General features: G+C 72.9%; 21 protein-coding genes. 18 read left to right on the top strand and 3 right to left on the bottom strand.

The features are described from left to right. Nucleotides 1-43 precede the first annotated feature (43 nt). The 16 genes from HUT06_RS40565 (at nt 44) to HUT06_RS40490 (ending at nt 15,547) form a co-directional block, all read left to right on the top strand. Nucleotides 44-829 carry an ABC transporter permease gene (locus HUT06_RS40565; RefSeq protein ID WP_176200541.1) on the top strand — a complete coding sequence of 262 codons (786 nt, stop codon included), beginning with the start codon at nt 44-46 and terminating at the stop codon, nt 827-829. Nucleotide 830: 1 nt separating this feature from the next. Continuing rightward, complete coding sequence (locus HUT06_RS40560; protein ID WP_176200540.1) at nt 831-1,658, top strand: ABC transporter permease; 828 nt, start codon at nt 831-833, stop codon at nt 1,656-1,658. Next, nucleotides 1,655-2,944, top strand: a complete 1,290-nt coding sequence (locus tag HUT06_RS40555) for an MCE family protein (RefSeq protein WP_254715651.1) — start codon at nt 1,655-1,657, stop codon at nt 2,942-2,944. Before HUT06_RS40560 ends, HUT06_RS40555 begins: the two co-directional genes overlap by 4 nt. After that, a complete protein-coding gene (locus HUT06_RS40550; RefSeq protein ID WP_176200539.1) occupies nt 2,941-4,017 on the top strand; it encodes an MCE family protein in 1,077 nt (358 codons plus the stop codon). The genes HUT06_RS40555 and HUT06_RS40550 overlap by 4 nt, the downstream gene beginning before the upstream one ends. Further along, on the top strand, nt 4,014-5,099 hold the full coding sequence (locus HUT06_RS40545; protein WP_176200538.1) for an MCE family protein: 1,086 nt from the start codon (nt 4,014-4,016) through the stop codon (nt 5,097-5,099). Before HUT06_RS40550 ends, HUT06_RS40545 begins: the two co-directional genes overlap by 4 nt. Next, nucleotides 5,099-6,094 carry an MCE family protein gene (locus tag HUT06_RS40540; protein WP_176200537.1) on the top strand — a complete coding sequence of 332 codons (996 nt, stop codon included), beginning with the start codon at nt 5,099-5,101 and terminating at the stop codon, nt 6,092-6,094. Before HUT06_RS40545 ends, HUT06_RS40540 begins: the two co-directional genes overlap by 1 nt. Further along, complete coding sequence (locus HUT06_RS40535; protein WP_176200536.1) at nt 6,091-7,170, top strand: MlaD family protein; 1,080 nt, start codon at nt 6,091-6,093, stop codon at nt 7,168-7,170. The genes HUT06_RS40540 and HUT06_RS40535 overlap by 4 nt, the downstream gene beginning before the upstream one ends. Continuing rightward, on the top strand, nt 7,170-8,414 hold the full coding sequence (locus HUT06_RS40530) for an MCE family protein (RefSeq protein WP_176200535.1): 1,245 nt from the start codon (nt 7,170-7,172) through the stop codon (nt 8,412-8,414). The genes HUT06_RS40535 and HUT06_RS40530 overlap by 1 nt, the downstream gene beginning before the upstream one ends. Before the next feature lie 143 nt (nt 8,415-8,557). Further along, nucleotides 8,558-9,028 (top strand): hypothetical protein, encoded by a 471-nt coding sequence (locus tag HUT06_RS40525; protein WP_176200534.1) that lies wholly within the window; start codon nt 8,558-8,560, stop codon nt 9,026-9,028. 11 nt (nt 9,029-9,039) lie between these two features. Further along, nucleotides 9,040-9,513 (top strand): hypothetical protein, encoded by a 474-nt coding sequence (locus tag HUT06_RS40520; RefSeq protein ID WP_254715650.1) that lies wholly within the window; start codon nt 9,040-9,042, stop codon nt 9,511-9,513. 29 nt (nt 9,514-9,542) lie between these two features. Further along, nucleotides 9,543-10,052 carry a nuclear transport factor 2 family protein gene (locus HUT06_RS40515; protein WP_176200532.1) on the top strand — a complete coding sequence of 170 codons (510 nt, stop codon included), beginning with the start codon at nt 9,543-9,545 and terminating at the stop codon, nt 10,050-10,052. A 114-nt stretch (nt 10,053-10,166) separates the two neighbouring features. Beyond that, nucleotides 10,167-10,679 carry a hypothetical protein gene (locus tag HUT06_RS40510; RefSeq protein WP_254715649.1) on the top strand — a complete coding sequence of 171 codons (513 nt, stop codon included), beginning with the start codon at nt 10,167-10,169 and terminating at the stop codon, nt 10,677-10,679. 305 nt (nt 10,680-10,984) lie between these two features. Next, nucleotides 10,985-12,181 (top strand): helix-turn-helix domain-containing protein, encoded by a 1,197-nt coding sequence (locus tag HUT06_RS40505; protein WP_254715648.1) that lies wholly within the window; start codon nt 10,985-10,987, stop codon nt 12,179-12,181. Nucleotides 12,182-12,330: 149 nt separating this feature from the next. Next, on the top strand, nt 12,331-14,037 hold the full coding sequence (locus HUT06_RS40500) for a GMC oxidoreductase (RefSeq protein ID WP_176200530.1): 1,707 nt from the start codon (nt 12,331-12,333) through the stop codon (nt 14,035-14,037). A gap of 86 nt (nt 14,038-14,123) precedes the next feature. Next, entirely contained in the window at nt 14,124-14,498 is a 375-nt protein-coding gene (locus HUT06_RS40495) for a PadR family transcriptional regulator (protein WP_176200529.1), read from the top strand. Next, nucleotides 14,495-15,547: a hypothetical protein gene (locus HUT06_RS40490; protein WP_176200528.1), complete on the top strand. Its 1,053-nt coding sequence runs from the start codon at nt 14,495-14,497 to the stop codon at nt 15,545-15,547. The genes HUT06_RS40495 and HUT06_RS40490 overlap by 4 nt, the downstream gene beginning before the upstream one ends. Before the next feature lie 51 nt (nt 15,548-15,598). Here HUT06_RS40490 and HUT06_RS40485 read toward each other — a convergent pair whose 3' ends face one another. Continuing rightward, a complete protein-coding gene (locus HUT06_RS40485; RefSeq protein ID WP_176200527.1) occupies nt 15,599-16,720 on the bottom strand; it encodes a hypothetical protein in 1,122 nt (373 codons plus the stop codon). A 599-nt stretch (nt 16,721-17,319) separates the two neighbouring features. Next, on the bottom strand, nt 17,320-17,913 hold the full coding sequence (locus HUT06_RS40480) for a lytic polysaccharide monooxygenase (protein ID WP_176200526.1): 594 nt from the start codon (nt 17,911-17,913) through the stop codon (nt 17,320-17,322). Between the two features lie 279 nt (nt 17,914-18,192). Here HUT06_RS40480 and HUT06_RS40475 point away from each other — a divergent pair, with 279 nt between their 5' ends. Both HUT06_RS40475 and katG read left to right on the top strand, forming a co-directional pair. Beyond that, nucleotides 18,193-18,585 (top strand): Fur family transcriptional regulator, encoded by a 393-nt coding sequence (locus tag HUT06_RS40475; protein ID WP_302931896.1) that lies wholly within the window; start codon nt 18,193-18,195, stop codon nt 18,583-18,585. A gap of 32 nt (nt 18,586-18,617) precedes the next feature. After that, nucleotides 18,618-20,846 (top strand): catalase/peroxidase HPI, encoded by a 2,229-nt coding sequence (katG, locus tag HUT06_RS40470; RefSeq protein WP_176200525.1) that lies wholly within the window; start codon nt 18,618-18,620, stop codon nt 20,844-20,846. Nucleotides 20,847-20,895: 49 nt separating this feature from the next. Here katG and HUT06_RS40465 read toward each other — a convergent pair whose 3' ends face one another. Then, a complete protein-coding gene (locus HUT06_RS40465; RefSeq protein ID WP_176200524.1) occupies nt 20,896-21,318 on the bottom strand; it encodes a Fur family transcriptional regulator in 423 nt (140 codons plus the stop codon). Nucleotides 21,319-21,624: the final 306 nt, after the last annotated feature.

Here is a 21,624-nt window from a genome sequence, read left to right as displayed (position 1 = left end):
TTCTCGGAAAGCCCTCGAAAGGCAACGGAAAGGAGGTGGGATCATGGCGCCCGTGCTGCTCGGATATCCGGTGAGCGCGCTGCGCGAGGCCGGCCGGATGTTCGCGCTCGCCGCGACCGTCCTCGGCATGATGGTGCGGCGTCCGTTCCAGTTCCGCGAGTTCGTCGAGCAGTTCTGGTTCATCGCGAGCGTCACGATCCTGCCGACCGCGCTGGTGTCGATCCCGTTCGGCGCCGTGACGTCGCTGCAGGTCGGCTCGCTCACCCAGCAGTTCGGCGCGCAGTCGTTCACCGGCGCCGCGAGCGTGCTGGTGGTGATCCAGCAGGCCAGCCCGATGATCGTGGCGCTGCTGGTGTCGGGGGTGGCGGGCTCGACGATCTGCGCGGACATCGGCGCCCGGACGATCCGCGAGGAGCTGGACGCGATGGAGGTGCTCGGCGTCTCCCCGGTCCAGCGGCTCGTCGTCCCGCGCGTCCTCGCGTGCATGGCGGTCGCGTTCCTGCTCAACGGCCTGGTCTCGGTCGTCGGCGTCGCGGGCGGCTACTTCTTCAACGTCCTGATGCAGGGCGGGACGCCCGGCGCGTACGTCGCGAGCTTCTCCGCGCTCGCGCAGCTCCCCGACATCTACGTCGGGGAGGCGAAGGCGCTGCTGTTCGGGTTCGTCGCCGGCGTCGTCGCCGCCTACCGGGGCCTCAACCCCAAGGGCGGGCCGAAGGGCGTCGGGGACGTGGTGAACCAGTCGGTCGTCATCGCCTTCCTGTTGCTGTTCCTGCTCAACCTCGTGATCACCGGGATCTACCTCCAGGTCGTCCCGCCGAAGGGTGGCTGAGATGGCCGTACTGCGAGCGGGGCCCGCGCGCTGGTTCGCGTGGCTGGACCAGCCCGGTGACCAGGGCGCCTTCTACGTCCGGGCGCTGCTGTGGACGCCGCGCGCGTTCCGCCGCTACCGCGGGGAGGTGCAGCGGCTGCTCGCCGAGGTGGCGTTCGGCAGCGGCGGCCTCGGCGTGATCGGCGGGACGATCGGCGTCATGGTCGCGATGACGCTCGCGACCGGCGTCGTCGTCGGCATGCAGGGCTACTCGGCGCTCCAGCAGATCGGGACGTCGGCGTTCACCGGGTTCGCGTCCGCCTACATCAACACGCGGGAGATCGCGCCGGTCGTGTCGGGGCTCGCGCTGTCGGCGACGGTCGGCGCCGGGTTCACCGCGCAGCTCGGCGCGATGCGCATCAGCGACGAGGTGGACGCCCTGGAGGTCATGGGCATCCCGTCCCTGCCGTACCTGGTGACGACGCGGATCATCGCGGGCGCGGTCGCGATCGTGCCGCTGTACGCGATCGGGCTGCTGTGCGCCTACCTCGCGTCCCGCCAGGTCACGGTCGTGTTCAACGGGCAGTCGGCGGGGACGTACGACCACTATTTCGGGCTGTTCCTGTCGCCCGTGGACGTGGTCCTGTCGTTCTTCAAGGTGCTGGTGTTCAGCGTCCTGGTGATCCTGTCGCACTGCTACTACGGCTACCGCGCGGCCGGCGGACCCGCGGGGGTGGGCCAGGCCGTCGGCCGCGCGGTCCGCACGTCGATCGTGCTGATCAGCGTCAGCGACTTCTTCTTCAGCCTGGCGCTGTGGGGGACGAACACGACGGTGAAGGTCGCCGGATGAGCGCCGCCGGGATGGTGCGGAGGCGGCTCGCGGGCGTGGCGTTCCTGCTCGTGCCGCTGCTGCTGGTCTGGCTGTCGGTCGCCGTCTACGACAAGAAGTTCACCGAGGTCAGCTGGGTGACGCTGAAGACGGCGAGCGCGGGCAGCGAGATGCATCCGCACGCCGACGTGAAGCTGCGCGGCGTGGTCGTCGGCGAGGTCCGGGAGATCTCGTCGGACGGCGGCGTCGCGACGCTCAAGCTGGCGATCCAGCCGGACAAGGTGCGGCTGCTGCCGCGCAACGTGTCGGCGCAGCTGCTCCCGACGACGCTGTTCGGGCAGCGGTTCGTCGCGCTGATCCCGCCCGCCGCGCCGTCCCGGGCGCGGCTCACCGTCGGCAGCGTGATCAGCCAGGACCGGTCGGCGAACGCGATCGAGCTCCAGCGGGTGCTGGACAACCTGTATCCGCTGCTCACGGCCGTCCAGCCCGCGGAGCTGGCGGCCACGCTCACCGCCGTGTCGCAGGCGCTCGACGGGCGCGGCACCGAACTCGGGCAGACGATCGTCGAGCTGGACGCCTACCTCAAGAAGCTCAACCCGAGCCTGCCCGCGCTCAACCGCGACATCAAGGCCCTCGTCGAGGTCAGCCGCCACTACGACCAGGCGGCGCCGGAGATCCTGCAGGCGCTGAACGACTTCGCCTACACGAGCCGGTCGATCGCCGACCAGCGGACCAACCTCGCGAGCCTGTACGGGGCGGTCACGGACGCGTCGCAGGACCTGTCCGACTTCCTTCACGAGAACTCCGGCAACTTCATCCGGCTGGCCGCGACGAGCCGTCCGACGCTGGAGCTGCTGCGCAAGTACGCGCCCGAGTACCCGTGCACGCTGCGCATGCTGAGCGACTTCGTCCCCGTGATGGACAAGGTGCTCGGCAAGGGCACCAAGCACCCCGGCCTGCACGTGGACGTGCGGACGCTGCCGTCCAAGGGCCGGTACGTGCCCGGCAAGGACCGTCCGCGCTACACCGACAAGAGCGGCCCGCACTGCTACCCGGCCGGCGCCCTCGGCGGTGCTCTCGGCGGTGCTCTCGGGGGTGCGGCGGCCGTGAAGTCGGCGCCGCCGGACGCGGACACGCCCATCGCCGTCGCGCCCGGCGCGCTCGGCCTGCCGAACTCGCCCGAGGAGAACCGCCTCATCAACGAGCTGCTCGCGCCCGGCCTCCAGGACGTCCCGGAGGCGCTGCCCGACTGGAGCAGCGCCCTGCTCGGCCCCGTCTACCGGGGCACGGAGGTGACGCTGCGATGAGCCGCAAGAGCAAGGGGAGCCGGAAGAGCAAGGGGAGCCGGAAGAGCCTGGCGCCGCCGCTGCTCAAGTCGGCCGCGTTCGTCACGGTCACGGTGGTCGCGACCGCGCTGCTCGCGCTCAGCATCACGCGGGTCGGCGGCGGCGACACCGTCTCCTACAAGGCGCGGTTCACCGACGCGTCCGGGCTGCGCGAGGGCGACAGCGTCCGGATCGCGGGCGTCGAGGTCGGACGGGTGGCCGGGATCAAGGTCGTCGAGCACCGCGTCGCGCTCGTCTCGTTCGGCGTCGACCGCGGGCACCGCCTCCCGGCCTCGTCCACCGCGACGATCAAGTACCTGAACCTGATCGGGCAGCGGTACGTCGAGATCGGGCGCGGTGCGGGCGCGGCCGGGACGCTGCGGGCCGGCGCGACGATCCCGGTCGAGCGGACGACCCCCGCGCTGAACCTGACCCAGCTGTTCAACGGGTTCCAGCCGCTGTTCCAGGCGCTGTCGCCGAAGGACGTCAACGCGCTCGCCGGGTCGATCATCCAGGTGCTGCAGGGCGAGGGCGGGACGGTCGAGGGACTGCTGTCCTCGATCGGGTCGCTGACGCGCGGCATCGCCGACAAGGACGCCGTCATCGGGCAGGTGATCGACAACCTGAACGCCGTCCTCGACACGGTCAACGGGCGCGGCGACCACCTCGGGACGCTGATCGGCACGCTGCGGCGGCTGGTGTCCGGCCTCGCGGCCGACCGCACCGCGATCGGGCAGGCGATCAGCGCGCTCGACGACCTCGCCGGGACGACCACCGACCTGCTGCGGGACGGCCGCGAACCCCTCAAACGGGACATCGCGCAGCTCGGGCGGCTGTCGCGGAACCTGTCCGGCGACTCCCCGAAGGTCGACTCCTTCCTGCGGCTGCTGCCGGTGAAGATGGAGGCGATCGGCCGGATCGCGTCCTACGGGTCGTGGCTGAACCTGTACCTCTGCGAGGCCGACCTCAGCGGCGTCACCTACCGGCAGTACCCGGGCGAGGACCACCCGGCGCCCACCGGCATCCCCCTCACGGACCGGAGGTGCGGCGCATGAGCGGGCGACGGAGAACGAGGGCGCGGTGGAAGCCCGTGCGGGAGCGGAACCCGATCGCCGTCGCGGTCGTGTCGCTGACGCTGATCGTCACCGCCGCGCTGCTGTCGTTCAACGCCAAGGATCTGCCGGTCATCGGCGGCGGGACCCGCTACAGCGCCGACTTCGGCGAGGCGGCCGGGCTGCGGCCGGGGAACGAGGTGCGGGTCGCCGGGGTGAAGGTCGGCGAGGTCACGAGCGTCCGGCTGGACGGCGCGAAGGTCACCGTCGGCTTCCGCGTCCGGGACACCTGGGTCGGGGACGCCAGCACCGTCACGATCGCGATCAAGACGCTGCTCGGCGACAAGTTCCTCGCCGTCGACCCGCTCGGCGCGCACCGCCAGGACCCGGGCCGGCGCATCCCGCTCGCCCGCACGACCTCCCCGTACGACGTGACGGAGGCGTTCGAGGACCTCGCCGGGACGGTCGGGCAGGTCGACTCGGCGACGCTCGCGGCGAGCCTCGACGCGATCTCCACGACGTTCGCGAGGACGGCGCCGAGCGTCCGCAAGGCCCTCGACGGGATCTCGGCGCTGTCGAAGACGGTCTCCTCGCGGGACGCGGAGCTGGCGCGGCTGCTCGCCAACACCCGGCAGGTCACCGGGACGATGGCGGGCCAGAGCACGAACGTCGAGGCGCTGCTGCGCGACGGGAACCTGCTGCTCGGCGAGATCCGCCGGCGGCGCGAGGCGATCCACGCGCTGCTCGTCGGGACGCAACAGCTGTCGCGGCAGATCGTCGGGCTCGTCGACGACAACCAGGAACAGCTCGACCCGACGCTGCGCGCGCTCGGCCGCGTCACCGCCCTGCTCCAGAAGAACCAGGACAACCTCGACAAGGCGCTGAAGACGGCCGGCCCGTACACGCGGCTGCTCGGCAACACGCTGGGCAGCGGCCGGTGGATGGACGGCTACCTGTGCGGTCTCGTCCCGGACGAATACCTGGCGAAACCTCCTGCAAGGAAGGGCTGTATGCCGTCTCCACAGGCAGTTGCCGGGGGGTCTGGGGGGTCGTCCCCCCAGAAGAAACAGGAAGGTGGGCGTTGATGCTGCGCAGACTGAGCACCCCCCTGCTGGCCGCCGGGGTCGCCGTCGTCCTCGCCGCCGGCGCGTTCGTCGCCCTGCACGGCTCGGACGGCACCCGCGTCACCGTCTACTTCCGGAGCGCGGTCGGCATCTACAAGGGGTCGGACGTGCGGGTGCTCGGCGTGAAGGTCGGCGTCGTCGACTCCGTCCGGGCCGAAGGGACCCAGGTCAGGACTGTCATGACCGTCGACCCCGGTGTGGACGTCCCGGCCGGGGCGAAGGCGGTGGCGATCGCGCCGAGCCTCGTCGCGGACCGGTACGTCCAGCTGACGCCCGCCTACACCTCCGGCCCGAAGATGGCGTCCGGCGCCGTCGTCCCGGCCGACCGGACGGCGACCCCGATGGAACTCGACACCGTCTACGACAGCATCCGCAAGCTCGCCACCGACCTCGGCCCGGAGGGCCTCAACAAGGAGGGCGCGCTGTCGCGCCTCTTGGAGACGGGCGCGGCGAACCTGAGCGGCAACGGCCGCGACATCCGCACCACGACCGAGCGGATGGCGCAGGCCGCGAAGACGCTCTCCGGCTCGCAGCGGGACCTGTTCGCGACGATCCGGAGCCTGCAGACGTTCACCACCATGCTGAAGACCAACGACGGGCAGGTCAGGCGGGCGGAACGGCAGCTCGCCGACGTGTCGGGCTTCCTCGCCGCCGACCGGCACGAGCTGGACGCCGCACTGAAGGCGCTCACCGAGGCGCTCGCCCGGGTGAAGGTCTTCATCCACGACAACCGGTGGCAGATCGCCGGGAACGTCGAGAAGCTCGCGAAGATCACCCAGCTGCTGGTGAAGCAGCGCCGGTCGCTGGCGGAGGCGCTCGACGTCCAGCCGCTCAACGCGACCAACATCCTGAACGCCTACGACCCCCGGACGCGGTCGCTCATGGGCCGGCAGAACCTCACCGAACTCCCCGCGCCGCCGCTCCCGGTGGCCGGCTCCCGGAAGGCGGCGCCATGATCCGCCCCACGGCCGCGCGCACCACCTGCCTCCTGCTCGCCGCGACGGCGCTGGGCGGCTGCGGGTTCTCCGGCGTGCGGGACCTCCCGCTGCCCGGCGGCGCCGACCTCGGCGACGACCCGTACACGGTGAAGGCGCAGTTCGCGAACGTGCTGAACCTCGTCCCGCAGTCGGCGGTGAAGGTCAACGACGTCGCGGTCGGACGGGTCGTGAAGGTCGCGCTGCCGCGCGGCGGCTGGACGGCCGAGGTCACGATGAAGGTCGACGGCGATGTGCGGCTGCCCGCCAACGCCTACGCCGAGCTCCGCCAGTCCAGCCTGCTGGGGGAGAAGTTCGTGCAGCTCAGCGCGGGTCCGGAGAACGTCCCCGGGGGTGCGGCCGCGCCGGGCGGCATCCCCGCGGGCGGGGGAGCGCCGTCCGCGGGTACCGGGACGCTCGCGGACGGCGCGGTGATCCCGGTGGCGCGGACGAACCGCAACCCCGAGGTCGAGGAGGTGTTCGGCGCGCTGTCGATGCTGCTGAACGGCGGCGGCATCGCCCAGCTCCGGACGATCACCGTGGAGCTGAACCGGGCACTCGGCGGCAACGAGCCGCAGGTCAGATCGCTGCTGGAGCGGGCCAGGACGCTCGTCGGCGACCTCGACGCCAACCGCAAGGGCATCACCGACGCGATCGACGGCCTGAACCGGCTCTCCGCCACGCTGCGCGGCCGCACGGGGCAGATCGGCGTCGCGCTCGACGACATCGAACCCGGCCTCGCCGTCCTCGCGGAGCAGCGCGGCGCGCTCGTCCGGATGCTCCGCTCGCTGGACGAGCTCTCGCGGGCCGCCGTGACGACCGTCCGGCGGAGCAAGGACGACCTGATCGCCGACCTCCGGGCCCTCGAACCGACCCTCCGGAAGCTGTCGGACGCCGGGCACGACCTGCCGAACGCGCTGCAGGTGCTGCTGACCTACCCGTTCACCGACGCCGTCCTGCCCGCCGTGAAGGGCGACTACCTGAACGTGTACCTGCGGATCACTGCCCGTCCGGGGACCGAGGTCGTCCCGCCCATCGCACCGTCGCAGGGGGACTGATGCTGACCGCCGCGACCAGGATCAAGAACATCGTCTTCCTCATCGTCGGGCTCCTCGCGATGGGCTACGTCGGCCTCAACTACGCCGACCTCGGCGGATACGTCGGCTACCGCGACTACTACGTCGTCACCGCCGACCTCGCCGAGGCGGGCGGGCTCGCCGAGAACGCCGACGTCACCTACCGGGGCACCTCGGTCGGACGGGTCGGCGAACTGCGGCTGACGGACGCGGGCGTGCTGGCCGACCTGAAGATCGAGAAGTCGGCGCCGCGCGTGCCGGCGAACACCCGGGCGGTCGTCGCGAACCGGTCGGCGATCGGGGAGCAGTACATCGACCTGCGGCCGGTGACCGCGTCCGGCCCGTACCTGGCCGCCGGCTCGGTGATCCCGCGCGCCGCGACCGCGACGCCCGCGCCCGTGACGGACCTGCTCACCAGCGTGAACGACCTGGCCGCGTCCGTCCCGACCGACGCGCTCCGCACGCTCGTCGGCGAGCTGGGCCAGGCGTTCGCCGGGCAGGGCCCCAACCTGCGGGCCCTCCTCGACAGCACCCGCTCCCTCACCCGCGCGGCGAACGAGAACGCCGCGCCGACCACGTCCCTGATCGGTGACGGCGAGACCGTCCTGCGCACGCAGAACGAGGAGGCCGCGTCGCTGAAGTCGTTCGGGCACAATGCGCGGCTCCTCGCCGGGCAGCTCCGCACGTCCGACCCGGCCTTCCGGAGGCTCGTGTCGACCGCGCCCGGCGCGGCGGGCGAGTTCCGCGACCTGGTGCGGGACCTCGACCCGTCCCTCAGCGTGCTGGTCGCGAACCTGCTGACCACGTCCGAACTCCTCGCGCCGCGATCGGACGGCCTGGAGCAGCTCCTCGCCAAGCTTCCGGCGGCGGTCGCGTCCGGAAGGTCCGTCGTGCAGGACGGCCGGCTCAACTTCGGGATGGTCACGACCTTCTTCGAGCCGCCGAACTGCACGTCCGGCTACGGGGGCACGAAGTACCGCAACGGCCTGGACACGTCTTCTGGCCCGGCGCTCAACACCGCCGCGCACTGCGCAACGTCTCCGTCGACAGGGGTCAACGTGCGCGGCTCAGGCAACGCCCCGCACCGACCAGTGCCGACCCCAGCGCGCGCGGGCTCGGTGCTCAGCGCGGGCAGTTCCGCCCTTCCAGGCGCGCTGGCCCTCCCGGGAGTACCGACGGAACCCACGTCCATGAGCGACCTCCTCGGCCTGCGGGGAGCGCCCTGATGCCCGGCAGAACGAAGACCAGCGAGCAAAAGACACGCCGCCGTGGGCGTTCTCACCACGGAGGTGCACGGAAGGCCGGGACACCGGCGTCCACCGAGCGGAGCGCGCGGCAGCGTGGCGGGTCCGTTGTCGGGTGGAGCCTCGTGCTCGGTGCCGGCATGCTGTTCGGCTGGTCGGCCTGGACGGTGTGGCAGGACGACCCCGGCGCCCGTACCGGCCCCGACCACACCCGCGACACCGTCCTGCGGGCGGCGCGGCAGCAGATCGCGGCCCTCAACACCATGAACCCCGCGCAGGTGGACGCCGGGCTCCGCGCCTGGTCGGACGCCGCCACGGGACCGCTCCGCGAGCAGCTCGAACGGGACCGGCCGCAGAACCGCGCGAAGATCGGGCGGTCGCGCACCACCGCCGCCGCGACCGTGACCGGGGCGGCCGTGACGTCCCTCGACGCCCGCGCGGGGAAGGCGCGGGTCATCGCGTCCGTCCAGGTGAAGCTCACTTTGCGGGACGGCGCGCCGACGCTCCAGCGCAAGCGCTTCGAGGCCGGGGCGGCGCGGACGCCGTCCGGCTGGCGGCTCGAATCGCTCACCGCGATCCCGGCCGGCGCCCGATGAGGCGGCCGCTCGTGATCGCACTCGCCGTCGCCCTGCTCGCGCCGGCGCTGCGCCCCGCGGCCGGGCTCCTCCGCGAGGACGCCGACCCCCGCGACCAGGCCGCGCTGGACGACGTCGCCACCACCGAGGTGATCGGCGACGTGTCCACGGCGCTCGGCAAGGTCTTCACCTACGGCCCGGGGGACGTCACCGCGACCGAGCAGGCCGCGAACCGGGAACTCGCCGGCGCCGCGCTCACCCAGTACCGGCGGCTGTTCGGGCAGGTGAAGCGGCAGGCCCCGGCCCAGCGCGTCACGCTGGCCACGCGCGTCGTCCGGGCCGGGGTGGTGTCACTGAACGGCGACGACGCGCGCCTGCTCGTCTTCCTCGACCAGACCGCCACCCGCGCGGGCGGGCCCGCCGGGACCCCGGCCGCCGCGCAGCTGCTCGTGACGGCGCACCGCAACCACGGCCACTGGTCGATCACCGACCTGGCCTCTGCCTGAAAGGCCCGACACACTGGAAGGCGGCGCCCATGGCCGACGACACCCTGCGGCGGACGGCGACCGCCCTCCTCGTTCTCGCCGCGCTCTTCGCCGCCTGGGCCGGATGGTCGTGGTACGCGGCGGCGCACGACGACGCCCACGCCTACTCCCGGACGCGCGACGAGGCCCTCCAGGCGGGGGAGCAGGCCGTCCAGAACCTCAACACGCTCGACTACCGCGACCTCGCGTCCGGCCTGAAGACCTGGCAGGACTCCACCACGAGCGACCTCTACCGGCAGATCACGCAGGGCCGCGCCGCCTTCGAGGCACAGGTGAAGAAGGCCCGGACGATCACCACCGCGCGCATCCTGGACGGCGCCGTCGCCGAGCTGGACGAGCGCTCCGGCAAGGCCCGCATCCTCGTCGCCGTCGAGATCACCGTCACGCCGCCGGACGGCGCCCCCGCCACCAAGCAGAGCCGCCTGGTCGGCAAGGTCACCAGAACCCCTGGCGGCTGGAAGCTCAGCGAACTGGGCCAGGCCCCAACGGACACGATGTGAGGCGCCACCCCATGCTCACTTACACGCCGCCGCGCTGCTCTTGTGGGACGTCGCCCTGGCGAGGGTGGTGAAACCATGCGAGTTCTGTCGCGGGTCAACATGTCGCCTTGCCGGTTGCGGGTTGATGTCACCTCGCCCGTAGTGCTCGGTGTTGTCGCGGTGCTGCTCGCCGTGTTCGGGTTCTGGGCACTGCGTCAGGCGGACGCCGTGCGGGACGACCCGTCCGTCCGCAACACGGCCCTCACCGACGGCGCGGCCACCAGCGAGGTGAAGGGCGCCGTCGCGGACATGGTCGGCAAGGTCTTCTCCTTCAACTACACCGACCCCGCGCGCACACAGAAGGCCGCTAAGGACGCGCTGACGGGCAAGGCCGTGCGGCAGTACGAGGACATCTTCGCGAAGGTCCGCGAGGAGTCGCCGAAGGCGAAGACCGTCCTCAGCACGCGCGTCACCGACAGCGCCGTCACCACGCTGACCGGCGACCGCGCGGTGGTCCTCGTCTTCGCCGACCAGCAGACCACCCGCACGTCGGACGGCACGAGCACGCACGCCCCGGCCATGCTCACGGTCACCGCCGTCCACCGCGCCGGCCACTGGCGCATCACCGCCCTCGAAACCTTCATTTAACTCCGCCCCGGCCCCTTTTTCCGTTCGATTCGCGGGCGGCTACGCGGCGTGAGATGGGAATGCCTTCTGTCGCTGAACCGCGCGGTTTACCCGACGCGCCAAGACCGACGATCATCCGGGAGGAGAGAAACAGGCCGTTGGCCCTGGGCGTCAATGACTTGCGGTGGCCTGGGCTTTTGTCAACTGACTCAAGGAAGGCGCGGCCAACAGCTTATGTCAGGGACAACCGTGATCGGAGGGGATCCGGAATCCTGGGGAAACGCCCGCTGACCGGCGGGCGCCCAGGCAGGGGGGAATGGCGAGTGGTGCGCACAGCATTGGACGTCCGCGCGTTCGAGGAAGTGCCGGCGTGGGTGGCGCGGCGGCTGCGGCCGCACCTCGACCGGGCCGCCGACGAACTGCTCGCCGAACTGCGCCGGGGCGATCCGCAGATCGGCGAGGAGGAGGCCGGGCGGGCGCGGGCCGGCGTCGCCGCCGGGATCCGGCACTTCTGCGACCTCGTCGAGGACCCCGGCGCCGGCTGGGAGCGGGTGTCGGCGTTCTACCTGCGGGTCGGGCGGCACCTCGCGCGGGACGGGCGCGACCCCGTCGAGACGCACCAGGCGCTGCGGCGGTCCGCGTCCGTCGCGTGGCGCACGCTCGCCGCCGTCCCGGGCGGCCTCGACCTCGACCACACCGCGCTCAGCCTCGTCGTGGACGCCCAGTTCTGCTACATGGAGGCCGTCGCCGAGGTGATCGCAGCCGGGTACGCCGCCGAGGTCGCCGAGCGCGCCGACCGCCGGGTGGCGCCCGCCGTCCAGCGGCACCGGGCGAAGCTGCTGCACCTGCTGCTCACCGAGCCGCGCACCGACCCCCGGCGGCTCGCGGCGCTCGCCGCGCGGGCCCGCTGGCCGCTGCCCGCGACCGTCGCGGCGGCGGTCGCGCGGCGGCGCCGGGCTGGCGCCCTGCCGCCGGAGGTGCCGGGCGACCTGCTGGCCGACTTCGCGGCGCCCGAGCCGTGCCTGCTGATCCCCGACCCGGGCCGCGGCCAGGCCAGGGTGCCCGCCACGCCGGCGTGCGACTGGGCGATCGCGGTCGGCCCCGCCGTGCCCGCCGCGCGCGCCGCCGACTCGCTGCGCTGGGCACGCGAGACGCTGGCGCTGGCCGGCCGCGGCGTCATCCCGGACGGCGGGCTGATCCGCAGCGCCGAGCACGTCCCCGCACTGGTCATCGCGCGGGCCGGGGAGCTGATCGACGACGCGGCGGCGACCCGGCTGGCGCCGCTGCGGGACGTCCCGCCGGCCCGCCGGGAAAGGCTCGCCGAAACGCTGCTCGCGCTGCTGGAGCACAATTTCAACGCCGCCGACGCGAGCCGTCGGCTGCGCGTCCACCCGCAGACCGTCCGGTACCGGCTGCGCCATTTGCAGGACCTTTTCGGGGACGAGCTGCGCGATCCCAGGCGGTGCCTGGAAATGGAGCTGATCCTGCACGCGCGGATGGCGAACCGCGATGCCGGCGGCTGAGCGAGCGTCCGCTGAGCCGCCGCCGCGTCCCGTTATCAGTCGGGTGATAAATCCGTGCCGGAATCGTTGCTTTGCGTGCATGGCGGACGACGCTGCGGGAGGTCCACACTCGGGGGCCTTTCGTGATCCCGCGACGAAGGTGGTGTGCGATGCCCGATGACGCCTACGACTTCGACGTGATCGTGGTGGGCTCGGGGTTCGGCGGCAGCGTGTCGGCGCTGCGGCTGGCCGAGAAGGGCTACCGGGTCGCGGTGATCGAGGCCGGCCGCCGGTTCGACGAGGACACGCTCCCCAAGACGTCCTGGCGGCTCCGCAAGTACGTGTGGGCGCCGCGCCTCGGGATGCGCGGCATCCAGCGCGTCCACCTGGTCGGCGGCAAGGCCGGCGTGCTCGTGCTGGCCGGCGCGGGCGTCGGCGGCGGCTCCCTCGTCTACGCCAACACCCTGTACGTCCCGCCGGAGCCGTTCTTCAAGGACCGCCAGTGGGGCCACATCACCGACTGGCAGGACGAGCTGAACCCGTTCTACGACCAGGCCCGGCGCATGCTCGGCGTCACCGTGAACCCGCTCGTCACCCCCGCCGACGAGGCCATGAAGCGCGTCGCGGACCGGATGGGCGTCGGCGACACCTACCACCCGACCCCGGTCGGGGTGTTCTTCGGCGAGAAGGGCGGCGAGGACGCCGACGACCCCTACTTCGGCGGCGCCGGCCCCCGCCGGACGACCTGCACCGGCTGCGGCTCCTGCATGATCGGCTGCAAGGTCGGCGCGAAGAACATGCTCACCAAGAACTACCTGTATCTGGCGGAGAAGGCGGGCGTCCAGGTCATCCCGGACACGACCGTCACATCCCTGGCGCCCCGCGCGTCCGGCGGCTACGAGGTCGGGACGGAGCACACCGGGCCGCTGCGCAAGCGCCGCCGGACGCTGACCGCCGAGCACGTCGTCCTCGCCGCCGGAACGTACGGGACGCAGCGGCTCCTGCACCGGATGCGCGCCGCCGGCCGCCTCCCCGGCCTGTCGCCGCGCCTCGGCGAGCTGACCCGCACCAACTCCGAGGCGCTCCTCGGCGTCGAGCGCATGACGGTGTGGCACCGCGCGAAGGACGTCGACCACAGCACCGGCCTCGCCATCACCTCGTCCTTCCACCCGGACGAGAAGACCCACATCGAACCCACCCGGTACGGGGCGGGCAACAACGCGATGGGCGTCATCAGGACGCTGCTCGTCGACGGCGGCGGCGCCCCCCGCTGGCTGAAGTTCCTCGGGCAGGCCGCCCGGCACCCGACGATCATCCTGCGCGGCCTGTCCCTCAAGGACTGGGCGAAGCGGACCGTCATCGCCCTCGTCATGCAGACCGCCGACAACTCGATCACCATCGGCGAGCGGCGGGGCCGCCTCGGCCGCCGCAGGCTCGTCGCGCGGCAGGGCGACGGCGAGCCCAACCCGACCTGGATCCCGATCGCGCACGACGCCGTCCGCAAGCTCGCGGAGGAACTCGACGCCACCCCCGGCGGGACGTGGTTCGACCTGTTCAACATCCCGACGACCGCGCACTTCATCGGCGGCTGCGTCATCGGCGAGACCGCCGAGGACGGCGTGATCGACCCGTACCACCGCGTCCACGGGCATCCCGGCCTGCACATCGTGGACGGCTCCGCCGTCACCGCGAACCTCGGCGTCAACCCGTCCCTGACCATCACGGCCCAGGCCGAGCGGGCGATGGCGTTCTGGCCGAACCGCGGCGAGAAGGACCCGCGCCCCGAACCCGGCACCCCCTACCAGCGCGTCGACCGCGTCATGCCCGCCGCTCCGGCCGTCCCGTCCGGCGCCCCGGCCGCCCTCCGCCTGCCTTAGCGATGGTCATGGCGATGCTCACGGCGATGCTCACGGCGATGGTCATGGCGATTGCTATAGTCAGATGATCGATATATAAAGATCACATGGCTACACCGATGCGGGAACCGACGTTCCTGATCCTGACCGCGCTCGCGGACGGCGCGCGGCACGGCTACGGGATCATGTCCGACGTCGAGCAGATCTCCGCCGGGCGGACCCGGCTGCGCGCCGGCACCCTCTACACCGCCCTGGACCGGCTCCAGGACGAGGGGCTGATCGCCCCCGACCGCGAGGAGGTCGTGGACGGCCGGCTCCGCCGCTACTACCGGCTCACCGACGACGGCGCCGCCGCGCTCGCCGCCGAGGTCGAGGCGCTGCGCCGCCGCACGGAGGTCGCCGCCCGCCGCCTCGCCGCCTTCCCCGGCCGGGGCGCCGCCCCGGCGTTCGGTGCCGCCCCGGCCTTCTGGGGGCTGCGGTGAGCGCGCTCGAAGCCCGCTACCGCCGGCTGCTGTCCTGCTACCCGGCCGGGCACCGCGCGGAGCACGAGGACGAGATGGTGGACGTCCTGCTGTCCGCGGCCCGCTCCGGGCAGACCAGGCCGTCCGCCGCCGACACCGCCGACCTGCTGCTCGGGGCCGTCCGTATCCGCCTGCGCCGCGCCGCAGGCGGGGCCACCGGATCGCGCTGGCCGGGGGCGCTCGCCGTGGCCGGGTTCGCGGCCATGCTGGTGCTGGTGGCGGACGGGATGCGGTTCCTGCTCAACGCGCCGCAACTCGCCCTGGCCGTCGCCGAGCGGGTCGACGACGGCGGAGCGATCCGTCCCATGCTCGCCTTCCATTTCGGCACCGGGCCGTACTGGCTGGCGTGGGCGGTCATCGCGGTCCTGGCCTGGCGCGGACCGCGCCGTGCCGCCACCCGTGCCGCCTGCGCGGTCACCGCCGCCCATGCCGCCGTCGTGGTCTACGGGACGGCACTTCCGTCCGCTCCGTACGCCTTGCTCGCGGCCTCCCTGTCGGGCATCCTGCCGTTCGCGCTGCTGGCCACCGCGTCACTGGTCGCTTCGCCGGGCCCGCGCCACGGCGCCCGCCTCCTCGGCCGTGCCCGCGTCGCCGGTGCCGTCGCCATGGCGGCCGTCCTCGTCGCGGCCATGTCGCTGCCGCTGTTCACGCTCGTCTACCAGGGCGGTCTCGGCCCGGTGAGCTTCGACGACCCCGAGCGGCTGCTCGCGTTCATTGAGGACTGGCAGCAGCTGCGCCTCGCGCTCGTCGTCGCGGTGGCCGTCCTCGTCACCGCCGCGCTGGCCCGCACCCACCGGGAACGCCGGGCTGGCGCGCTCATCGCGACCGCCGCCGCGCCGCTGCTCATCGCCGTGAGCCCCTACCACCCCGGCGTGACCGGCGCCCTTCCCGCCCTCGCCGTCCTGTCGGCGAAGATCCTGATCGGCTTCGCCCTGCCGATGCTGTGCGTCCGCCTGGTGGAACTCCCCACCAGGAACCGGACGCGGGACGGCGGGGAAACCCCAGCCTGACCAGGGCATGGGCCCCGGTGGCCCGCGACCGGCCGCGTCTCGGGGGCGCGGTCAGCCCGCGGCCGGGTCGGTGTCCTCGGCCTGTCCGGGGGCGTCGGCCTGTTCGGCGGTGTCCGCCAGGGCGGGGCGCTGCGTGGCCTGGTAGACGCGGACGGCCAGGATCGCGCGGGCGAACCGGCCGGCCAGCTCGCCGTCCATGACGTCCGGCACCTGGTCGACGCCGACGAGCCCACCGGGCCGGGCGACGACCGCCGCCGACTCGCCGACCCGCACGCCGTGGCCGTCGTCGAGCTCCTCGACGGCCGGGAGGTCGAGGGCCGCCCGCAGCGTGTCCTGCAGCGCGCGGACGGTGGCGGCGTCGCGGTCGATGCGGACCTCGGCGGCGTCGGCCCGCTCCTCGGCGGCGTCCGCGCGCTGCTCGGCCCGGTCGCTGCGCGCCATCGCGTTGAGGATCCGCTCCTCCGCGGAATCGGCGAGCTGCTCGGCGCGCTTCGCGCGGGTGGTCTGCTCCTCGGCGCGGCCCACGGCGGCGTTGCGCTCCACGGTCAGCCCCGCGACCTCGCCCTGGACGACGCTCAGCTCGGCGCGCAACCGCCGCTCGGCGTCGGCGGCGGCCTCCAGCTTGGACCGGGCCTCGGCCAGTTCGGTGCGGGTGGTGGCCAGCGCGCTCTGGTCGGCGGCCAGCCGCGCGGACAGGTCGTCGCGCTCGCGCTCGGCCTCGCCGCGCGCCTGGTGCTCGGTGCTCCACGCCGCCTCGGCGCGCTTGCGGAGCCCCTCGGCGTGCGCGGCCTCGTTCGCGGACGTCGCGCGGGCCTGCTGGTGCGCGCCCGCCTCCTTCCACGCGTTGGCCTCGCTCTCCTGCGCGGCCGTGACGCTGGCCTTCGCGGCGGCGAGCCCCTTCTCCAGCTCCTCGCGCGCCTCGGCCGCCTCCCGGCGCGCCGCCTCGGCGCGGGCCTCGGCCTGCTCGGCGCGCTCGTCCGCCGCCGCCGACGCCTGCCGTGCGCCGCGCGCCTCGGCCAGGGCGTGCTCGGCGTTGTCGAGCGTGGCGCGGACCTCGCCGTCCAGCCGGTCGCCGAGCGCGGCGGCGAGTGCGGACAACTGGCCGACGAGCTTCCCGAGCCGCTCGACGTCCTGCCCGAACGCGCGCACGGGCGCGGGATCGGTCTCCGTCACGGGCGCATCGCGCACCACGGCCGGCTGCGCGTCACGTGTCACGGGTGCCTGCGCATCCCGCGTCACGGGTGGCTGGGCATCGTGCGTCAAGGGGGTGGGCGTATCGCGCACCACGGGTGGTTGCGCGGCGCGTACCACGGGCGTCTGCGCGCGCGCCTCGATGGCCAGCGTCTGCGCGCGTGCCTCTTCGGGCGTCTTCGGCGGCGCTTCCATGGGCGCATGGGCGCGTAGTTCCCGCGGCGCTTCCGGCGGTGCTTCCCGCACTGCTTCCCGCATGGCCTCTCGCGGTGCCTCCCGCGGTGCTTCGGCGAGCGACTCCGCGGAGGCGTCCTCGCCAGGGCCGCCGTCCGGCGGCAGGAGCGGCGCGGTCAGAACGCCGTCGTCCGGGACCTCTTGATCTTCGCGCACGCGAGCATCCTAGTGAAACGCCCCGATTTGCACCTCCTATCGGCAGAAGGTGGTCTATCGGCAGAAGGGTGGCCCTTTGGCCGGAGGTGGTCCTTTGACCGAACCGGACGGGACGGGGGACCGCTCGGCGCACCGGCGCGGCCACCCCGTCCCGCCTTCGTCCCGCCTTCGCGGCCGGGGACGGCCGGTGGTCAGCCGAAGTCGAGGTCGGAGCACTGGTAGAAGGCGTTCCCGGTGTCCGCGATGTCCCAGACCGCGAGCAGGATGTGCCTGCCGTGGCGCTGCGGGAGCGTCCCGCTGTGGGTCGTCGGGTTGGACGGCTGCCGGCCGCCGTAGTCCGACTGGATGAACGGCGTGAGGTCCAGCGCGGCCCGCGTCAGCGGCTGCGTGCTGTCCCAGCCGTCCTTCGTGAGGAAGTAGCGGAACGACGTGGTGGAGTGCCGCGCGGTGAACTGCCAGACGATGCTGAACGGCCGGCCGCCCGTCACCGTCGTCGCGGGCCAGCCGGTGCCGCCGCGCTGGTCGTCCAGCGGGGCCCACCGCCCGTCGGCGCCGGCGCAGATCTCGCCGTCGCGGGGCCCGCGCTGCGGGAACCCCTTCGGCCCTTCGACGCCGTCCGGGTCCCACTGGACCTGGCCGCAGTTCCGGACCTGGTGGGTGCCGCACAGGTAGCTGCGGCTCGGCGGCGACGTCGTGTACCCGTGCGACCATGCCGGCGCGGCGAGCGCCAGCGGCAGGCCGGCGGTCACGGCGGCGGCCACGGCGAGGCTGGTCTTCCTTGGCATCCTGCTTCTCCTTGGCGGGGAGGTACGAGACCTGGAGGCGGACGGCGGCGGGACGGCCCATGGGGCGGGCGCGACCCGGAGGTCCTTTCAGGAAGCGGAATCGGCCCGGCCGGCGTCAACCGGCCGCCGCGACCCCGTCACGCCGGGCCAACTTCCCGGCAGCCGGTGCACAGCACGGACCGCCCGCACCGGTCCAAACTTGGCTGCCTCCAAAACTTGACTGATTCCAGAAAATGGGCCACCCTCGGGAGCGTGATGGCGTCCAGGGACTTCACGGAGATGCTGCGCGGGTCCGCTCTGCGGGTGACCCGGCCGCGGCTCGCGGTGCTGCGCGCGGTGCACGCGCATCCCCACGCCGACACCGACTCGATCATCGGAGCGGTGCGCGAGGATCTCCCGAAGGTGTCCCACCAGGCCGTGTACGACTCGCTTCGCGTGCTGACGACGGCGGGCCTGGTGCGGCGCATCCAGCCGTCCGGGTCCGTGGCCCGCTACGAGTCGCGGACGGGGGACAACCACCATCACGTCGTGTGCCGGTCGTGCGGCGTCATCGCCGACGTCGACTGCGCCATCGGCGAAGCCCCCTGCCTGACCCCCGCCGACGACCACGGCTTCACCGTCGACGAGGCCGAGGTCGTCTACTGGGGCCTGTGCCCCGCCTGCTCCACCTGATCCATCCCCTGCTTCGTCCTGGAAGGAAGCACATGGCTGAGAACAACGAAGCCACTGTCTATGACGCGAACGAGGAAGGCGCAGGAGCCTGCCCGGTCGTGCACACGCGCGCCCCGCACCCGACCCAGGGCGGCGGTAACCGCGGCTGGTGGCCGAACCAGCTCAACCTGAAGACCCTGGCCCAGAACCCGCCCGCCACCAACCCCTACGGCGAGGACTTCGACTACGCCGAGGCGTTCAAGAGCCTCGACCTGCCCGCCGTCAAGGCCGACATCGCCGCGCTTCTCACCGACTCGCAGGACTGGTGGCCCGCGGACTTCGGCAACTACGGCCCGCTCATGGTCCGGATGGCCTGGCACAGCGCCGGCACCTACCGCATCCACGACGGCCGCGGCGGCGGCGGCTCCGGCCAGCAGCGCTTCGCGCCCCTCAACAGCTGGCCGGACAACGTCCTCCTCGACCGCGCCCGGCGGCTGCTGTGGCCCGTCAAGAAGAAGTACGGCAAGAGCCTGTCCTGGGCCGACCTGTACATTCTCGCCGGCAACGTCGCCCTGGAGTCGATGGGCTTCAAGACGTTCGGGTTCGGCGGCGGCCGCGAGGACGTCTACGTCCCCGACGAGAACGTCTACTGGGGCCCCGAGCAGACCTGGCTCGGCGACGAGCGCTACACCGGCGACCGCGAGCTGGAGAACCCGCTCGCCGCCGTGCAGATGGGCCTCATCTACGTCAACCCGGAGGGCCCGAACGGCAACCCGGACCCGATCGCCGCGGCCCGCGACATCCGCGAGACGTTCCGCCGGATGGCGATGAACGACGAGGAGACCGTCGCGCTGATCGCCGGCGGCCACACCTTCGGCAAGACCCACGGCGCCGACCCGAACGTCAACGTCGGGCCGGAGCCGGAGGCCGCGCCGCTGGAGCAGATGGGCCTCGGCTGGAAGGGCACCCACGGCAGCGGCAAGGGCGACGACGCGATGGGCAGCGGTCTGGAGGGCATCTGGACCGACACGCCCACCACCTGGGACAACAGCTTCTGGGACATCCTGTTCGGCTACGAGTGGGAGCTGTTCAAGAGCCCCGCCGGCGCCTGGCAGTGGCGTCCGAAGGACGGCGCCGGCTCCGACACCGTCCCGATGGCGCACACCCCGGGCGGGCGCACCCACCCGACGATGCTCACGACGGACCTGTCGCTGCGCTTCGACCCGATCTACGGGCCGATCTCGCAGCGCTTCAAGGACAACCCCGAGGAGTTCGCGGACGCCTTCGCGCGCGCCTGGTTCAAGCTGACCCACCGCGACATGGGCCCGCTCGTCCGCTACCTCGGCCCGGAGGTCCCGTCCGAGCACCTCGTCTGGCAGGACCCGGTCCCGGCCGTCGACCACGAGCTCGTCGACGCCCAGGACGTCGCCGCCCTCAAGCGGCAGGTCCTGGAGACGGGCCTGACGGTGGGGCAGCTCGTCACCACCGCGTGGGCGTCGGCCGCGTCCTTCCGCGGCAGCGACAAGCGCGGCGGCGCCAACGGCGCCCGCATCCGCCTCGAGCCGCAGCGCGGCTGGGAGGTCAACGAGCCCGACGAGCTGGCGCAGGTGCTGCGCGCGCTCGAAGGCGTCCAGGAGTCCTTCAACGCCGCCCAGACCGGCGGCAAGAAGATCTCGCTCGCCGACCTGATCGTGCTCGCCGGCTGCGCGGGCGTCGAGAAGGCCGCCAAGGACGCGGGCCACGACATCGAGGTGCCCTTCACGCCGGGCCGCACCGACGCGTCCCAGGAGCACACCGACGTCGAGTCGTTCGCCGAGATGGAGCCGACCCACGACGGGTTCCGCAACTACGTCGGCAAGGGCAACCGGCTCCCGGCCGAGTTCCTCCTCGTCGATCGGGCGCAGCTGCTCAACCTCAGCGCGCCCGAGATGACGGTGCTCGTCGGCGGCCTGCGCTCCATCGGCGTGAACCACCAGCAGTCCAAGCTGGGCGTGTTCACCGACCGGCCCGGGGCGCTGACCAACGACTTCTTCGTGAACCTGCTCGACATGGGCACCACGTGGGAGCCGACGTCCGAGGACGCCGAGGTCTTCGAGGGCCGCGACGCCGCCGGCAACGTCAAGTGGACCGGCAGCCGCGTCGACCTGCTGTTCGGCTCGAACTCCGAGCTGCGCGCGGTCGCCGAGGTCTACGGCGCCGACGACGCCGCCGAGAAGTTCGCGCGCGACTTCGTCGCCGCGTGGGACAAGGTCATGAACCTGGACCGGTTCGACCTCGCCTGATCCGCCCGACCGCGGCCGGGCCGTCCCCGCGGGGGCGGCCCGGCCGCCGTCATCCGGCCCGGCACTGCGGGCACAGGCCCCAGAACGTCACGTCCGCCTCGTCGACCAGGTACCCGGCGTCGTCCACGGGCTCCATGCACGGCGGATGCCCCACCGCGCAGTCGACGTCCTTGACCGCCCCGCACTTGCGGCACACCAGGTGATGATGGTTGTCGCCGACCCGCCCCTCGTACCGCGCGGGACTCCCGGCCGGCTCGATCCGCCGCACGAGCCCCGCCGCCGCGAGCGCGTGCAGCGCCTCGTAGACGGCCTGCACCGAGATGTGCCCCACCCGGTCCCGCACCCCGGACGCGATCGCCTCGACCCCGAGGTGGTCACCGTCCCGGACGGTCTCCAGCAGCGCCACACGGGCGGCCGTCACCCGCAGCCCGACACCGCGCAACTCCTCAGCGGTGCTCCGCGACGCTGCCATGCCCCACCTCTACACGCGAACGATTTGCGACAACGAATGACAAAAGTGTAAACGAGCCCTCCTAACTCCCCGAAAACCCACCTGAACACCCCCCTGCCCCAACGACACACGCCCCCACAACACAGCACACCCAGCCCGGCTCGACGCGGCCCGACGTGGTCCGGAGTGGTGCGACGCGGGGGTGCGGTCTGGCGCGGTGCGGTCTGGCCCGGCCGCGTCCGGCACAGTGCGGCGCGGGTCGGTGCAGCGGCGGTGCAGCGGCGGTGCAGCGTAATTGCCGGGGCTCGGAGAGCGGACCCGAAGGCC

The organism is Actinomadura sp. NAK00032 (assembly GCF_013364275.1).
In the GTDB taxonomy this organism is placed as follows: domain Bacteria; phylum Actinomycetota; class Actinomycetes; order Streptosporangiales; family Streptosporangiaceae; genus Spirillospora.
This window is presented reverse-complemented; position numbering and strand designations above follow the sequence as displayed.

What these genes read in the sequence shown, in the direction of transcription:
- HUT06_RS40560 (WP_176200540.1), top strand. Translation starts at nt 831, where the DNA reads ATGGCCGTACTGCGAGCGGGGCCCGCGCGCTGGTTCGCGTGGCTGGAC.
- HUT06_RS40530 (WP_176200535.1), top strand. Translation starts at nt 7,170, where the DNA reads ATGCTGACCGCCGCGACCAGGATCAAGAACATCGTCTTCCTCATCGTC.
- HUT06_RS40540 (WP_176200537.1), top strand. Translation starts at nt 5,099, where the DNA reads ATGCTGCGCAGACTGAGCACCCCCCTGCTGGCCGCCGGGGTCGCCGTC.
- HUT06_RS40550 (WP_176200539.1), top strand. Translation starts at nt 2,941, where the DNA reads ATGAGCCGCAAGAGCAAGGGGAGCCGGAAGAGCAAGGGGAGCCGGAAG.
- HUT06_RS40535 (WP_176200536.1), top strand. Translation starts at nt 6,091, where the DNA reads ATGATCCGCCCCACGGCCGCGCGCACCACCTGCCTCCTGCTCGCCGCG.
- HUT06_RS40565 (WP_176200541.1), top strand. Translation starts at nt 44, where the DNA reads ATGGCGCCCGTGCTGCTCGGATATCCGGTGAGCGCGCTGCGCGAGGCC.
- HUT06_RS40515 (WP_176200532.1), top strand. Translation starts at nt 9,543, where the DNA reads ATGGCCGACGACACCCTGCGGCGGACGGCGACCGCCCTCCTCGTTCTC.
- HUT06_RS40480 (WP_176200526.1), bottom strand. Translation starts at nt 17,913, where the DNA reads ATGCCAAGGAAGACCAGCCTCGCCGTGGCCGCCGCCGTGACCGCCGGC.
- HUT06_RS40465 (WP_176200524.1), bottom strand. Translation starts at nt 21,318, where the DNA reads ATGGCAGCGTCGCGGAGCACCGCTGAGGAGTTGCGCGGTGTCGGGCTG.
- HUT06_RS40500 (WP_176200530.1), top strand. Translation starts at nt 12,331, where the DNA reads ATGCCCGATGACGCCTACGACTTCGACGTGATCGTGGTGGGCTCGGGG.
- katG (WP_176200525.1), top strand. Translation starts at nt 18,618, where the DNA reads ATGGCTGAGAACAACGAAGCCACTGTCTATGACGCGAACGAGGAAGGC.
- HUT06_RS40475 (WP_302931896.1), top strand. Translation starts at nt 18,193, where the DNA reads ATGCTGCGCGGGTCCGCTCTGCGGGTGACCCGGCCGCGGCTCGCGGTG.
- HUT06_RS40555 (WP_254715651.1), top strand. Translation starts at nt 1,655, where the DNA reads ATGAGCGCCGCCGGGATGGTGCGGAGGCGGCTCGCGGGCGTGGCGTTC.
- HUT06_RS40545 (WP_176200538.1), top strand. Translation starts at nt 4,014, where the DNA reads ATGAGCGGGCGACGGAGAACGAGGGCGCGGTGGAAGCCCGTGCGGGAG.
- HUT06_RS40495 (WP_176200529.1), top strand. Translation starts at nt 14,124, where the DNA reads ATGGCTACACCGATGCGGGAACCGACGTTCCTGATCCTGACCGCGCTC.